General features: G+C 43.7%; 13 protein-coding genes and 1 riboswitch. Of the genes, 2 read left to right on the top strand and 11 right to left on the bottom strand.

All coding sequences use genetic code 11. From position 1 onward, the window contains the following. Positions 1-5: 5 nt before the first annotated feature. From NQ556_RS02030 to NQ556_RS02000, 7 genes are all read right to left on the bottom strand, one after another. Complete coding sequence (locus tag NQ556_RS02030) at positions 6-797, bottom strand: TrmH family RNA methyltransferase (protein WP_022220504.1); 792 nt, start codon at positions 795-797, stop codon at positions 6-8. A gap of 31 nt (positions 798-828) precedes the next feature. Next, positions 829-1,518, bottom strand: coding sequence for a response regulator transcription factor (locus NQ556_RS02025; protein WP_008370100.1), 690 nt, complete (start codon positions 1,516-1,518; stop codon positions 829-831). After that, positions 1,511-2,668, bottom strand: coding sequence for a sensor histidine kinase (locus tag NQ556_RS02020; protein ID WP_022220505.1), 1,158 nt, complete (start codon positions 2,666-2,668; stop codon positions 1,511-1,513). The genes NQ556_RS02025 and NQ556_RS02020 overlap by 8 nt, the downstream gene beginning before the upstream one ends. A 169-nt stretch (positions 2,669-2,837) precedes the next feature. Next, on the bottom strand, positions 2,838-4,025 hold the full coding sequence (metK, locus tag NQ556_RS02015; protein WP_008370096.1) for a methionine adenosyltransferase: 1,188 nt from the start codon (positions 4,023-4,025) through the stop codon (positions 2,838-2,840). A gap of 139 nt (positions 4,026-4,164) precedes the next feature. Beyond that, a riboswitch (SAM riboswitch) is annotated at positions 4,165-4,264 on the bottom strand. A 102-nt stretch (positions 4,265-4,366) separates the two neighbouring features. Next, positions 4,367-5,659, bottom strand: coding sequence for a UDP-N-acetylglucosamine 1-carboxyvinyltransferase (locus NQ556_RS02010; RefSeq protein ID WP_008370094.1), 1,293 nt, complete (start codon positions 5,657-5,659; stop codon positions 4,367-4,369). A gap of 268 nt (positions 5,660-5,927) precedes the next feature. Beyond that, the gene (locus NQ556_RS02005; RefSeq protein ID WP_008370092.1) at positions 5,928-6,428 is read right to left on the bottom strand and encodes a shikimate kinase; all 501 of its coding nucleotides are present in this window, start codon (positions 6,426-6,428) and stop codon (positions 5,928-5,930) included. Between the two features lie 66 nt (positions 6,429-6,494). Further along, positions 6,495-6,890, bottom strand: a complete 396-nt coding sequence (locus tag NQ556_RS02000) for a hypothetical protein (protein ID WP_022220507.1) — start codon at positions 6,888-6,890, stop codon at positions 6,495-6,497. Positions 6,891-7,550: 660 nt separating this feature from the next. Here NQ556_RS02000 and NQ556_RS01995 point away from each other — a divergent pair. Further along, positions 7,551-7,682 carry a hypothetical protein gene (locus NQ556_RS01995; protein ID WP_008370084.1) on the top strand — a complete coding sequence of 44 codons (132 nt, stop codon included), beginning with the start codon at positions 7,551-7,553 and terminating at the stop codon, positions 7,680-7,682. A gap of 125 nt (positions 7,683-7,807) precedes the next feature. Further along, positions 7,808-8,467, top strand: a complete 660-nt coding sequence (locus NQ556_RS01990) for a DUF2185 domain-containing protein (RefSeq protein ID WP_008370082.1) — start codon at positions 7,808-7,810, stop codon at positions 8,465-8,467. Positions 8,468-8,634: 167 nt separating this feature from the next. Here NQ556_RS01990 and NQ556_RS01985 read toward each other — a convergent pair whose 3' ends face one another. The 4 genes from NQ556_RS01985 to atpD all read right to left on the bottom strand — a co-directional run bounded on the left by NQ556_RS01985 (position 8,635) and on the right by atpD (position 14,976). Beyond that, complete coding sequence (locus NQ556_RS01985) at positions 8,635-10,836, bottom strand: DNA topoisomerase III (protein ID WP_022221047.1); 2,202 nt, start codon at positions 10,834-10,836, stop codon at positions 8,635-8,637. A gap of 20 nt (positions 10,837-10,856) precedes the next feature. Continuing rightward, a complete protein-coding gene (locus NQ556_RS01980; RefSeq protein ID WP_008370078.1) occupies positions 10,857-12,812 on the bottom strand; it encodes a diguanylate cyclase in 1,956 nt (651 codons plus the stop codon). A gap of 358 nt (positions 12,813-13,170) precedes the next feature. Further along, positions 13,171-13,572: an ATP synthase F1 subunit epsilon gene (atpC, locus tag NQ556_RS01975; protein WP_008370075.1), complete on the bottom strand. Its 402-nt coding sequence runs from the start codon at positions 13,570-13,572 to the stop codon at positions 13,171-13,173. Between the two features lie 12 nt (positions 13,573-13,584). Beyond that, positions 13,585-14,976: a F0F1 ATP synthase subunit beta gene (atpD, locus tag NQ556_RS01970; RefSeq protein WP_008370073.1), complete on the bottom strand. Its 1,392-nt coding sequence runs from the start codon at positions 14,974-14,976 to the stop codon at positions 13,585-13,587. Positions 14,977-14,997: the final 21 nt, after the last annotated feature.

Here is a 14,997-nt window from a genome sequence, read left to right as displayed (position 1 = left end):
CATCACTACCGTCGCTGTCTTGCCGCCTCGAACATCAGAACCGAAGATGCAACCGCCGCATTCAGTGATTCTACCTCTCCACACATCGGAATCTTGATATAACACTCTGCTACATCTGCCACTTCATCCCGAAGTCCGTTACCCTCATTTCCAATTAAAAATGCTGTCCCTCTTGTGTAATCCTCCTGATCGTAGCTGTTCTTTCCTTTCAGATGTGCCGCATAGGAATGAATCCCGGCTTCTGCAAGTACTTCCAGAGTTTCTGGCAAATGCTCTACATACACAAACGGCATTCGGTAAACCGATCCCATCGTTGAACGGATCACCTTGGGATTGTAAATATCCACACAGTCGTGACTCATGATCACGCCGGTTACGCCTGCCGCTTCCCCTGCACGGAGAATGGTTCCCAGGTTTCCCGGATCCTGCAGATTATCCAGCACCATCAGAAGCGGTTTCCTTCCCTGCGCATCCAGATCCAGCATCTCACATATCTCACAGCTCCTCTGCTCCATCACAAGCAGGATCCCCTGTGGTGTCTTTGTATCTGACACGTGGGAAAATACATGATCTGACAGGATTTCCAGCTGTCTTCCCCATGCCGAAAGTCCCAGCTCTTCTCCATATCGGCTGTAAAACTGCTCCGATACATAAACCTCTCTCACCTGCGCACGCGGAGCTTCCCGGTACATCCGGATCCCTTCTACGATATAGACGCCTTCTTCATCACGTGCCTTTCTCTTTTTCTGCCATGTAACAAGCTGTTTTACCCTGGCATTTCCTGTACTGGTTATCATACTGTAATCTCTTTCCTTTTATTCTTTTTCATTACATCTTGAAACGATATCCCACACCCCAGATTGTCTCAATATACTGTGGATTTGAGGTATCATATTCAATTTTCTCACGGATTTTCTTGATGTGCACAGTTACCGTTGCGATATCTCCGATGGATTCCATATCCCAGATCTCGCTGAAAAGTTCATCCTTGGTATATACATGGTTCGGATGACTGGCAAGGAAGGTCAGAAGATCAAACTCTTTTGTTGTAAAATTCTTCTCCACTCCGTTTACCCACACTCGGCGTGCAGTGGTATCAATCTTAAGTCCACGGATCTCAATCACCTTATTCTCTTCCACGGCACTTCCGATCAGCCGCTCATAACGTGCCAGATGTGCTTTTACCCTTGCCACCAACTCGCTTGGACTAAACGGCTTGGTCATATAGTCATCAGCCCCAAGTCCGAGTCCTCTGATCTTGTCGATATCATCTTTTTTCGCAGATACCATGATGATCGGTGTATTCTTTTCTGCACGAACCTTACGACAAATCTCAAAGCCATCCACGCCCGGAAGCATCAGATCCAGGATCACCAGATCAAAATCACCGAAAAGCGCCTTATCAAGCCCTGTCTGTCCATCATTTGCAACCTCTACTTCAAATCCACTCAGCTCCAGATAATCTTTCTCCAGATCTGCAATACTCTCTTCGTCTTCTACAATTAAAATCTTACTCATTTATCGGTACCTCCTGATATTTTCTGATTACAAAATACATCACTGTGCCAACACCTTCCCGGCTGGTCGCCCAGATTTTGCCACCGTGATCTTCAATGATCTTCTTCACGATTGAAAGACCGATTCCGCTTCCGCCCTTGGATGAATTCCTTGAAGCATCCGTCCGGTAGAACCGGTCAAATATATTCGGCAGATCTTTCGCTGCGATTCCTTTTCCGTTATCCTCAAGCTCTACCTGAATAAAATCACCTACGTCCTTTACCCGCAGATTGATCAGCCCGTGCTCTCGTTCCATGTATTTCAAAGAATTGCTGACAATGTTGTTGATCACTCTCTTTAACTGTTCCGGATCTGCAATGATCTTCTGATCACCCTCTACATAATTGAAATAACCAAACTCTACATTCTTTGAATCCAGCTCCATCTCAATATCTTCGGCACAGTCATTGAAATAATCGTTGACTGAAAGCGGTGCAAAGTTATACGGGATCCGGTTTGTATCGATCTTCGCATATAAGGTCAGTTCGTTGATCAGCGTATCCATCTCATTCGCCTTATTATAAATGGTTCCGATATATTTTTCCATCTTCTCCGGCGTATCTGCAACCCCGTCACGGATTCCTTCCACATAGCCCTTGATCGCTGTGATCGGCGTCTTTAAGTCATGGGAAATATTGCTGATCAGTTCTTTGCTTTCCCGGTCACTCTTCAGCTTCTCCTCTGCATTATCTCTCAGACGGATCCGCATCTTTTCAAATGCCTGCATCAGCCGTCCCATCTCATCATCTTTTTCCGGCTTGATCTCAAAATTCAGATTGCCTTCTTCTACGTTCTGCGCTGCTTCCTGCAACTTGTGAATCGGACTGATGATACTTCCATAAATCCACACCATCATGATCATCGCTGTAAATGTCAGAATCAGGACTACTGCGATACATGCGCTTATAATAAACTGCTGGATCTCCGGCATATCTCCCAACACTCTGATGGATTTTGCAAAATCTTTATATTCCTCACCGGTAATTCCATAAGTATGCTCAATGACTCCGATCTGATAACGCGCAATTCCAAATATAAATGCCGTTGTCAGGATAGTCGGTATCGTGATCATCGTCACAAAAGAAATCACCAGTTTCGTCCTTAGTTTCATGCTATATTCATCCTCCATTCATCGTGCACGCCCGGTTATGAGGTCCGTATGGCGCTCACGCAAGTCTGCCTGATAACTAATAGCATATCATAAAAACGGGTGCTTCACATCAAAGCACCCGTAAAATTTTCTAAATTTTTTCTAAAACGATCAAATTCAGAACCTGTTATTAAAGATATTTCTTCAAAGTATCCACTTTATCCAACTTTTCCCATGGAAGATCCAGGTCGTTACGTCCAAAGTGTCCGTAAGCTGCTGTCTGTTTGTAGATCGGACGTCTCAGATCAAGCATCTTGATAATTCCAGCCGGACGAAGGTCAAAGTTCTCTCGAACGATTTCCACAAGCTTATCATCTGCAATCTTTCCTGTTCCGAAAGTATCTACCATGACAGATGTCGGCTGTGCAACACCGATTGCATAAGAAAGCTGGATCTCGCATTTTTTAGCAATTCCTGCTGCTACGATATTCTTAGCAACATAACGTGCTGCATAAGCTGCTGAACGGTCTACCTTTGTACAGTCTTTTCCTGAGAAAGCTCCACCGCCGTGACGCGCCATTCCCCCATAAGTATCTACGATGATCTTACGTCCGGTAAGGCCGCTGTCCCCATGTGGTCCACCGATCACAAAACGTCCGGTCGGATTGATGAAGAATTTTGTATTCTCATCTACCATATCTGCCGGAAGGATTTCATCAAAAATGTATTTTTTCACGTCTTCATGGATCTGTTCCTGTGAAACATCCGGATCATGCTGTGTAGAAAGTACTACTGCATCAAGGCGGGCCGGAACTCCATTTTCATCATATTCTACTGTTACCTGTGTTTTTCCATCCGGACGAAGATATGGAAGTGTTCCGTTCTTTCTTACTTCTGTAAGACGTCTTGCAAGTTTGTGTGCAAGAGCGATCGGATAAGGCATATATTCTTCTGTCTCATCAGATGCATATCCGAACATCATTCCCTGGTCTCCTGCACCGATTGCTTCCAATTCTTCATCTGACATCTTGTGTTCCTTTGCTTCAAGAGCTTTATCAACACCCATGGCAATATCGCTTGACTGTTCGTCAATTGCTGTCAGAACACCACATGTGTCAGCATCAAATCCGTACTTTCCTCTTGTATAACCAATTTCGCGAACAGTATCACGAACGATTTTCTGAATATCTACATATGCATTTGTAGTAATTTCTCCCATTACCATAACAATTCCTGTAGTCGCGCATGTCTCGCAAGCTACACGGCTCATTGGATCCTGTTCCATAAGTGCATCCAGGATCGCATCGGAAATCTGGTCGCACATCTTATCCGGATGTCCTTCAGTTACTGATTCAGAAGTAAATAATAATCTCTCCATCTTTTTTCCTTTCTTTTCTTCTTTGTATCTGCCTCTCTTATCTCTGGAATAATGAAAATCGACAAACAGAATTTCTCTTCTGTCTATGCAAATTTAAAGGTCAGCCCCAAAGGACTGACCTGATATCTCATCATCAATCCTCTTATTGTTCGATTGCTCGCTCAGGTTGGCACCTTCCGGCTTACCGGGGTTGCCGTGGCTTCGCAGGTCCTTTGTACCTCCACCACTCTGAATAAGAGAAAGCGTATTTAATTGTTACCGCTACACATCATAACACTGTCCATACCTTCCGTCAATATACATTTTGGGAAATATGTTCTATCAAAACAGGAATTCCTGTCTTAACCTACTTTTAACTTGAATTTCTGGATCTCACGTTCTGTAGAAACTCTCTCGATCACTGCACCGAGACTTCTGAGCTTCTCTTCAAAACGTTCGTATCCCCTCTGGATATATACGATGTCATCTACGATCGTAATGCCATCTGCGGCCATTCCTGCAATCACAAGTGCTGCTCCTGCACGAAGATCCGGTGCACTGACCCTTGCTCCCGAGAATTTATCTACGCCTTCGATAGTCGCTGCATTGCCTTCAACCTTGACATTTGCACCCATTCTTGCAAGTTCTGAAAGATATTTGAAACGATTCTCGAAAATACTTTCTGTAATCGTGCTTGTCCCTTTACAAAGAGCAAGTGTAACACCGATCTGCGGCTGCATATCTGTCGGGAATCCCGGATATGGAAGAGTCTTCACCTGTGTATTATGAAGATCTCCTTTTGACACAACACGCACTGCATCATCAAATTCTTCTACTTCACATCCGATCTCAACAAGCTTTGCAATCGTAGCTTCCAGATGCTTCGGAATGACATTCATAACAGTCACATCACCTCTGGTTGCTGCTGCCGCAAACATAAATGTGCCGGCTTCGATCTGATCCGGAATGATAGAATAATCTGTCTTATGAAGGCGGGATACACCGCGGATCTTGATCACGTCCGTACCTGCTCCACGAATGTTCGCTCCCATACTGTTCAGGAAGTTTGCCACATCGACAACATGAGGCTCTTTTGCCACATTCTCAAGGATCGTAAGTCCTTCTGCCATCGATGCTGCCATCATAACGTTAATCGTAGCTCCTACGCTTACCACATCAAAATAAATGTGCTTTCCGATCAGACGCTCTGCTTCTGCGATAATCTTGCCATGCTCGATATCCACATAAGCACCAAGCGCACGAAAACCTTTCAGATGCTGGTCGATTGGACGGCTTCCGATATTGCATCCTCCCGGAAGAGCGACTTCTGCTCTTTTATACTTACCAAGAAGTGCTCCGAGCAAGTAATAAGATGCACGGATCTTCTTGATGTAATCATATTCTATATCAAAATTTTCAATGTTGCTTCCGTTGATTCTGACTGTGTGCCGGTCAATACGGTCAACCTCGGCACCAATTCCACTGATTGCTTCCAGCAGAACGTTGATATCGTTGACATCCGGAAGATTATCGATAGTAACTGTCTCATCTGTCATAATCGCAGCTGCCAGAATTGCCAGTGCTGCATTCTTTGCTCCACCGATCTCGACTTCGCCGACCAGCGGATTGCCACCCTTAATAATATACTGTTCCATTTCGCACCTCAATTAACGATTTCTTTCCCTCTGAAATATATCCTGTTCTATACTTCTGTCAAACACTCTATTCATACTCTTTATTATTTCATGAATAAAAAACCTCATACTTTTTATTCTTTCCAGATCTCTCAGGATTTGTATGAAGCTTTTTGTAATAATCCTCTATATCACATATCAGTATAGCATATTTCTATATTCATTGCAAAATTATTTATCTTGCTTTCTTCATTTTCGTAAAACTTTTGTAATAATTTCTTTAAAAAATTTATTGATTTTCCAAAACTTCCATTACATTTTCAATGGTTTCTTCCAGCTCCAGTCCATCCTCTGAAACAGTAATATCTGCATATTTTTCAAATAATACTACTCTTTCGTCATATAGATCCTTCAGCGTCTGCCCGTCCCGAAGTGCAACTCCCCTTTTCTTTGCATTCTTCAGTCTGGAATTGATAACCTCAAATGACGCATGCAGATAAACAATGGTTCCGATCTCTTTGTAATGCTTCATTGCTTCTTCACAGTAAACTACGCTTCCTCCCGGGGAAATCACCGCATGTTCCGCTTCCACATCACGATTGACCTGATTCTCAATACTTAAGAATCCGTCCAGACCTTCTTCTGCGATAATCTCCCGCAAAAGTCTGTTCTCCTGCTTCTGAATCAACAGATCTGTATCAATAAACTCGTATCCAAGCCGCTTTGCGACTACCACTCCGACGGTACTTTTTCCAACTGCCGGCATTCCGATAAATATAATATTCTTCATATGTACCCTGGCTCACTCCTTACCGAAACTGTGTTTCAGATGCTGTCATTTTTATATCGGACGATATTATAGCACAAGTCCTGTGCATGAAGCAACTGTTTTTTCCTGTTGCCGCCTGCCTTTTCCTCTTCTTTCTATCAATTCCTGGTACATCAGGATTTCTACGATCTCCCGGATCTGTTCCGGAGTATAGGTCTCTTTTTCCCATTTTTCCTGTTTCATGACCTGTTCATACGCCCTACGACACATCAGGCACAGCTGGAGCTTATCCGGGTACTCATCATAGATCATGCTTCCTTCATATTCCTGGCGGTCGCATTCTTCCTGTATATATGGAAAAATCTTTTTTGCTGTTGCCGGATACATACTTTGCAGGTATTCCCGGTCGCGCTTCTGGATTTTGTCTTCGTCAAATGCGTATGGAATCGGATACATCATATAATAAGGCAATCTCAGGTCCATGTCTGACACTTCCATTTCTTTTTTCTATGCTTTAGTGTATGCGGTATGGGGGAGTGGGGTTCCTGGGAGGTGGGTGTGGAAGGGGGACGATTTTCGGGCAATCCTGTTTCCGGGGCGGATTCGGAATGTAACAGGGAGGTAACGGGGAAGGAAGCAGAAAGTGGCGGCACCGGACAGATTCGCCCCGAAATCTGATGATTTCGCGGCTCAGGCTGTCCTCACCAGTCGTGCGGGAGGCACGGCTGGTGTCCACCTCTTGCCGCTTCCTTCCCCTAACTCCCTGTAACGTTCCTGCATATGCCCCGGAAACAGGATTGCCCGAAAATCTGTGCGCTTCAAGACGGGAGGGGCGCCCCGGAACTCTACTCGCGAAGTTGAGTGTTGTTCAGAACGGGCGCCAGGCGGACGTTTGTCCTGTGGCTTGGCAAATGTGCGGTTGAAATTTGTTGATAAAAAGGTTATTTATTAAAATGTTTTTATAAAGAGATGATATTTGTTGTGTGGAAATTACTTTACTAGTTTTTTGATTACCATATAATTTGCTCTGAGTAGCAAATCTTTTAAATTATAAAAGAACATATTCTATATTGAAATAATTGGGTTTATGGTATACTGAATTATAGGTATATATTTTTTCATGCTTTACGAGGGAGGACATATATGGATATAATTATCAGACCTGCGGAAACCAGTGATTTTGACAGTGTGGTTCATATCATGAATCAGGTTCAGGCTTTGCATGTGAACTGGCGGCCTGATATTTACAAAGAAAGTAAGGATTTTTCTCTTTGAATGCTTTTCAGGATGCTTTAGGTAGAGAAACTTTTTATGTTGCTGCATATGAAATGTACAAAAAATATGGCTTTACAGAAAAATCAATCAACATGGAATTATTATAAGTAGTGAGGTGCAAAGTTATGAATAATGAAATTGTGAATGCTATGGAGGAACTTGAAAACTGGTTGGCTGATCCGGCTGAGCTGGGGCGGAAACCGGCGAAGATTGAGTATACAGCTTCTTTTGAGGATGAGGATGGGATCAAATGTATGATCTTTAAATTCAAGAAATCTTTCTTTGGAAAATGGCTTCTTGGGATCGTCAGTGAATCCGGAACCTTTAGTGAGATGAAGGAATACAATTCTTCCACAGAAACAGAAGATGCAAAAGCATTGCTTCATATTTTAAAAGAATACTGGAAAAAAATGGCAGAAAAAGAGCAGGGATTTATCGAAATTCCGATTGAAAATCTGATCGAATGGGACGAGCCGAATGGGGAAGGTTGTATCGTTTCCGATAAGATCACAAAAGAAGGCTACAAAGTCGGCTACATGCTCCGAGAAGAGCCAACAGAAGGGAATCCGGACAGTGGCTGGAGATTCATGGCTGGTAATGAAGATGACGAATATATGGACAATCCGGATAATCATCATGTCTTTGCACTCAACACCATCTGCAATTACGACAGCGATATTATCCCTTATCTTCATGCCAAAATCGGATCTGCTTTCATACGTGTAGATGAGTCCCATTTTGAAAAATATCATGAATTTAAGCCTATGTTCATCCAAAAGCAATAAATAAGTAAAAATAAACTCTGTTTTTTCCACTTCGCCACAACATCCCCGTCTGCCAATGCACAGGCGTGTGGAAGGTTTGACTTTCCGGCTGCGTTTTGTACTACAGCCATCAAGTCAATGAGACGTACCAGAAAGCCAAACCTTCCACACGCCATCCCATTCGCCACCTACAACTTAATCTTAGCCAGCGCATCCGCAAATGGATTATTCACCGGCTCATCCTTCTGCTGTCTTAAATATTTCTGCACATCCTTCTTGCTGACTCCCGCACCTTCTTTCTTCCGTCTCTCCTGGAACGATGTCAGCTTCTCCTTATGTCCGCAGACACACACAAAAATCTGTCCATCCCCTCTTCCTTTCAGCTGCATCTTCTTGTGACACACAGGACATCTCGCATTCGTTGTCCGTGATACTGTTTCGCGGTATCCGCACTCTCTGTCCTGACAAACCAGCATCTCACTGTTCTTTCCTTTCACTGCAAGCATTCTCTTACCACATCGCGGACATTTACTATTTGTCAGATTATCATGTCGGAACGTTCCAGCTCCCGCCTTAATCTCAGAAACCACCTGATCCGTATATTTATCAATATCCTTCATAAAATCCTTCCGCGAAAGCTTTCCCTTCGCAATCTGCGACAAACGCATTTCCCAGTCTGCTGTAAGTTCCGGCTGTTTTAACTCTTCCGGCACAAGTTCCAGAAGCTGCTTCGCTTTCGATGTAAGATAGATATCTTTTCCACGCTTTTCCAGCAAAAAGCTTTTAAAAAGTTTTTCAATAATATCCGCTCTTGTCGCAACCGTTCCCAATCCTCCTGTCTCGCCAAGCGTTTTCGCCATCGCTTTGTCATGGCTTTCCATATAAGCCGTCGGGTTCTCCATTGCTGACAAAAGTGTTGCTTCATTAAAATGTGCCGGTGGCTTCGTTTTACCTTCTGTCAATGACAACACAAGTCCTTTAATCTCCTGTCCTTTTTCCAGTTCCGGCAGTGTCTGTCCTTTCAAACTCTTTCCAGACTCATATGCCTCTTCCTCTTCTTCATCCTCAGCCGAATAGACTTCCTCTTCATAAGCAGCCCGCCATCCCTGCGCTTTCACAATCTTTCCAGACGCAAGAAAAGTTTCACCGCCAACCTTCACCGTAACCTGTGTCTGCTCATACTCAAATGGCGGATAAAGCACAGCAAGAAAACGCCGCACAACCAGATCATAAATCTTCCGCTCTTCATTTGTCATATGACTCAGATCCACAAACTGCTCCGTTGGGATGATCGCATGATGATCCGATACCTTCGCATCATTTACAAAAGCGAGCTTTCCGCTCAGATCCTTTTTCTTCGCTGTCATTGCAAGCTTACGGTACGGTCCTGTACCACACGCCTCCAGACGATCCTTGATCGTCGGAACAATGTCTTTGCTCAGATATCTGGAATCCGTTCTCGGATAGGTCAGCACCTTATGATTCTCATACAGTCTCTGCATGATATTCAGCGTCTCTTTCGCCGAATATCCAAACCGCTGATTGGCTTCTCTCTGCAGCTCTGTCAGATCATACAAAAGCGGTGCATACGTTTTTTTCGGTGTTTTTTTAATCTCTTCCACTACCGCTTTCTGTTCATCCAGCTTTTTCATCAGTCCGGTCATTTTCTCTTTATCGAATGAGCGATAACTCTTTGACTTCTGATCCTGCCAGGTCAGCATAATATTTTGTCCTTTTGCAGTCATTCCATAATAACTTTCCGGAATAAAACTACGGATCTTTTCTTCTCTCTTTGCAATCATTGCAAGCGTTGGTGTCTGCACACGTCCACAGGAAAGCTGTGCATTATATTTACAGGTCAGTGCCCTTGTTGCATTGATTCCAACCAGCCAGTCTGCCTCGGCACGGCACATTGCAGCATCATAAAGCGCATCATACTCATGCCCGTTCTTCAACTTTGCAAAACCTTCTCTGATTGCTTTATCTGTTACAGATGAGATCCACAGCCTCTTGATCGGCTTTTTGCTTCCTGCTTTTTCCAGAATCAGCCTTGCTACCAGCTCTCCTTCTCGTCCTGCATCCGTAGCAATGATAATTTCATTCACATCCTTGCGGTGAATCTGTGTTTTCACCGCTGCGAACTGTTTTCCGGTCTGCTTTATTACTTCAAGCTTAAATGGAGCCGGCTTCATCGGAAGCACATCAATTTTCCACTCTTTATATTTTTTATCGTAATCTTCCGGATCTGCCAGGGTAACCAGATGACCAAGTCCCCAGGTTACAATATAACGCTCTCCTTCAATTGCTCCATTTATCTTTTTCCCACATTTAAGTACACGCGCAATATCACGCGCAACAGAAGGTTTTTCTGCAATTACAAGTGCCTTCATTCTGTCTTTTCTACTCCTTTTTATTCTTTTTCTGCTATTTCCATCATTGTCTTTAATTTATCCTGTGCTTCGGTCATACACTGGAGTAACAGTGGGTTAAATGTACCGCATTCACCATTTTGGATCATTTCCAGTGCTTTTTCATGCGAAAATGCCTTCTTGTAAACCCGTTCACTCACCAGGGCGTCATACACATCCGCCAGCGATACTACTTGTGCCGAAATCGGAATTTCTTCTCCGACAAGTCCGTCCGGATATCCCTTTCCATCATATCTTTCATGATGCCAGCGGCAAATCTCATGTGCAAGCTTGAGCAGCTTTTCATTCCGGTACATATCCAGATTATCCAGCATTTGTGCACCGATTAAGGTATGTGTCTTCATAATCTCAAATTCCTCTTTGGTAAGCTTTCCCGGTTTGTTCAGAATTTTCTCGTCAATTCCAATCTTTCCGATATCATGCAAAGCCGATGCTGTTGCAATCAATAATCTATCTTCCCATGAGAGCTGATATTTTCCTGTCTTTTTCACCAGTTGTTCCAGCAAAAGCTGTGTGATCAGATTGATATGGATCACATGCAGACCACTTTCTCCGTTTCTGAACTCAACAATCTGGCTCAGGATACCGATCATCATCCGGTTATTTCTCTCTTTTTCGTAAATCTGCCTGGTCACCAGATGGATCAGTCTCCTCTGTTTTGCATATAGCTTGATCATGTTCAGGACGCGTTGATATACGATTTTCGCATCAAACGGGCGGCTGATGTAATCTGAAACACCCATCTCATATGCCCGTCTGATATAGCTATCTGAATCTTCACTGGAAATCATGATTACCGGAATATCTTCAATCCAATGATTCTGGTTCATCGCAGCAAGGACTTCAAATCCATCCATTTCCGGCATCACAATATCGAGCAGCACCAGTGAGATCCCTGTTCCAGACCGTTCCAGTTGTTCCAGACATTCTTCTCCATTAGCCGCCTCCAAAATCCGGTAGTCCTCTTTCAGAATCTCTTTCAGAATCTCGCGGTTTATTTCCGAATCATCCACGATAAGGATCTGCTGTTTCAGTTTTTCTGATGCAGAATTTTCTTCCTTTTTCTTTCCATTTTCATCCCATTCTGTGACAACCATATTTTTATAATTTTTAGCTATATACATCTGTCTGTCAGCACTGGCAATAGCATCTTCAATATTGCCTTCGCGGAATATAGCTCCGCCGATGCTGACCGAAAGCTGCATTTTCTCATACTTCGGCACAATCGTATCGTGGATTTTTTCCCGGATCAGTTTTAGCTTATCTTCAAAAATATGTTTCTTAATCGAAGGAAGGATCAGTAAAAATTCATCTCCACCATACCGGATCAGAATATCCGTCTTCCGGATATATTTTTTGATAATGTTCGCAGTCGTTATAAGTGCCGCATCTCCCGCACTATGTCCATAAGTATCGTTATGAAGCTTAAAATCATCCAGATCGATCACTGCAATTCCAGCTTCATCCTCCATGTTTTTGATCTTTTCTTCAAAAAAACGCCGATTATATATCCCAGTCAGTACATCCGTATATAGCTTTTCATTATATCCTGACAGTTTACTGATCAGCTTATCATACCCCTCCTGATCAATCTGAATACTCTCATCAAGATTCTGAATCATTTCCATAACATAAGGTCTGCCATCAATCTCAACATAACGCGAGATCACCTGAAATACCTGCAAATCCAGAAATTCAAATTTTATCTTCTGCGTCTGTTCTTTCAGTGCCAGAAGAGAGCTACAGTTCTCGCATTCCTTGTCTTTTTTCCAGAAACTGTAACACTGACACGTTTCAGATAAATCTCCTGCATTTATCCGTTTTTCCCGATCCATCAGCATTTTCCCGTCTACCAGTCTGACAACCTGAAACACTTCCCTCAAAGATTCCATCTTTCTTTCCGCTTCCTGCATTGTCATTTGGTCCTGTTTGTTCATCCCTTTATCCTCTCAATTTTATCCTGCCATTCATACTCTTTTTTATGCTATATAATGATGTTGGGGTCAAAAGGTATTTTGATCCCTTTGATACCAGATTGCTACGTGCTTTGCACTCTCGCAATCCTCAAAAACATTCGTAATCCGCTCATTTTTCTTTGAGAAATGGCTACTTACTCATGTTTTTGGCGGGTCAAGAGGTCAAAAATCCTCTTGCAAGCAAGCTTGCATCAGCTTTCTGACCTTTTGACCCTGGTATCATATAATAAATTATTATAGGCAAATTCCTCCTTATTGTCCAGTTTTCCTTCATTAAAAAAACCGAAAATCCAACAAAGGATTCTCGGTTTTTAATGTTTTATGACTGAGCTGCTCCAATTCGGGCAACTGCTCTTTTCAGTGCCGCCTCTGCACGGCGCATATCTGTGCCTTCCTGCTTCGCAGCAATTCTGTCCTCAGCGCGCTTCTTCGCCGCTTCGGCACGTGCCACATCAATTTCATCCGGCCACTGTGCATCTTCTGCAAGCACCGTTACCCTCTCCTGCAGGATTTCTACAAATCCTCCGAGAATTGCCGCTTTCTTAATCTCCCCGTCATTGTGGATTCGCATCACGCATGGTTCAAGAATCGTCGTCAGCGGAATATGCTTTGCATAGATACCAAGTTCTCCTTCAGTACTTACAAATTCAAGGAATTCGCAATCACCCTCCAGAAACTTCTTTTCCGGCGAAATAATGTTAAGTTTAAATTTATCTGCCATAGGACGTCCCTCCTATTTCACACGGGCAAGCACGTCATCGATATTACCTGCATTCAGGAAATATCCCTCCGGAATATCATCATGCTTTCCTTCGAGGATCTCTTTAAATCCCTGAATTGTCTCGCCAATTGGAACATAACGTCCTTCCAGACCTGTAAACTGTGTCGCAACATGGAATGGCTGGGAAAGGAATCTCTGGATCTTTCTTGCTCTGGATACGACCAGCTTATCTTCCTCGGAAAGTTCATCCATACCAAGAATTGCAATGATATCCTGCAGTTCTTTGTATTTCTGAAGAATTTCCTGTACTCCACGGGCTACTTTATAGTGTTCTTCTCCGACAATGTGTGGATCCAGAATACGTGAAGTAGATTCCAGTGGATCTACAGCCGGGTAAATACCAAGCTCTGTGATCGCACGGGAAAGTACGGTCGTTGCATCCAGATGGGCAAATGTTGTTGCCGGAGCCGGGTCAGTAAGGTCATCGGCTGGCACATATACTGCCTGCACGGATGTGATGGATCCGTTCTTCGTGGATGTGATACGCTCCTGCAGCGCACCCATTTCTGTCTGCAGTGTCGGCTGATAACCTACCGCTGAAGGCATACGTCCAAGAAGCGCTGATACTTCGGAACCTGCCTGTGTAAAACGGAAAATGTTATCAATGAAAAGAAGTACATCCTTTCCACCTTTATCACGGAAATATTCTGCAAGAGTCAGTCCTGTAAGTCCGACTCTCATACGTGCTCCAGGTGGTTCATTCATCTGACCGAATACCATCGCTGTCTTTTTGATAACTCCGGATTCTGTCATCTCATAGTAAAGGTCATTTCCTTCACGGGTACGTTCTCCTACACCAGTGAATACAGAATAGCCGCCATGCTCCGTTGCAATATTGGTAATCAGTTCCTGGATAAGAACGGTCTTTCCTACACCGGCTCCACCGAACAGACCGATTTTTCCACCTTTCTGATATGGGCACAGAAGGTCAACAACCTTGATACCTGTCTCCAGCATCTCTGTCTGTGTTGCCTGCTCTTCAAAGCTTGGAGCTTTTCTGTGAATCGGTGCGTATTCAACATCCTTCGGAGCCTCTTTTTCATCAATCGGCTCACCCAGTACGTTGAAGATACGTCCGAGTGTTGCTTCGCCAACCGGAACTGAAATCGGTCCCCCGGTTGCTACGGCGTCCATGCCTCGCACCAGTCCGTCTGTCGGTCCCATGGCGATACATCTTACGATATCATCACCCAGATGCTGTGCAACTTCTACCACAAGTTTTCCTCCATCCTTGCGCGTAATCTCAACCGCATCGTTGATCTCCGGCAAGTATCCTTCCGAAAACTTAAGGTCAAGAACGGCACCGATAACCTGGGTAATCTTCCCTATATTTTTATCTGCCATTTTCTCCTCCTTACATACAGA

Source organism: Coprococcus comes ATCC 27758, assembly GCF_025149785.1.
GTDB lineage: Bacteria > Bacillota > Clostridia > Lachnospirales > Lachnospiraceae > Allocoprococcus > Allocoprococcus comes.
This window is presented reverse-complemented; position numbering and strand designations above follow the sequence as displayed.

Bases quoted from the DNA above. Each gene is read 5' to 3' on its own strand.
- NQ556_RS02000 (WP_022220507.1), bottom strand. From the start codon at position 6,890: ATGGACCTGAGATTGCCTTATTATATGATGTATCCGATTCCATACGCA.
- NQ556_RS01980 (WP_008370078.1), bottom strand. From the start codon at position 12,812: ATGAACAAACAGGACCAAATGACAATGCAGGAAGCGGAAAGAAAGATG.
- atpD (WP_008370073.1), bottom strand. From the start codon at position 14,976: ATGGCAGATAAAAATATAGGGAAGATTACCCAGGTTATCGGTGCCGTT.
- NQ556_RS02025 (WP_008370100.1), bottom strand. From the start codon at position 1,518: ATGAGTAAGATTTTAATTGTAGAAGACGAAGAGAGTATTGCAGATCTG.
- NQ556_RS02005 (WP_008370092.1), bottom strand. From the start codon at position 6,428: ATGAAGAATATTATATTTATCGGAATGCCGGCAGTTGGAAAAAGTACC.
- NQ556_RS01995 (WP_008370084.1), top strand. From the start codon at position 7,551: ATGGATATAATTATCAGACCTGCGGAAACCAGTGATTTTGACAGTGTG.
- metK (WP_008370096.1), bottom strand. From the start codon at position 4,025: ATGGAGAGATTATTATTTACTTCTGAATCAGTAACTGAAGGACATCCG.
- NQ556_RS01985 (WP_022221047.1), bottom strand. From the start codon at position 10,836: ATGAAGGCACTTGTAATTGCAGAAAAACCTTCTGTTGCGCGTGATATT.
- atpC (WP_008370075.1), bottom strand. From the start codon at position 13,572: ATGGCAGATAAATTTAAACTTAACATTATTTCGCCGGAAAAGAAGTTT.
- NQ556_RS02010 (WP_008370094.1), bottom strand. From the start codon at position 5,659: ATGGAACAGTATATTATTAAGGGTGGCAATCCGCTGGTCGGCGAAGTC.
- NQ556_RS02030 (WP_022220504.1), bottom strand. From the start codon at position 797: ATGATAACCAGTACAGGAAATGCCAGGGTAAAACAGCTTGTTACATGG.
- NQ556_RS02020 (WP_022220505.1), bottom strand. From the start codon at position 2,668: ATGAAACTAAGGACGAAACTGGTGATTTCTTTTGTGACGATGATCACG.
- NQ556_RS01990 (WP_008370082.1), top strand. From the start codon at position 7,808: ATGAATAATGAAATTGTGAATGCTATGGAGGAACTTGAAAACTGGTTG.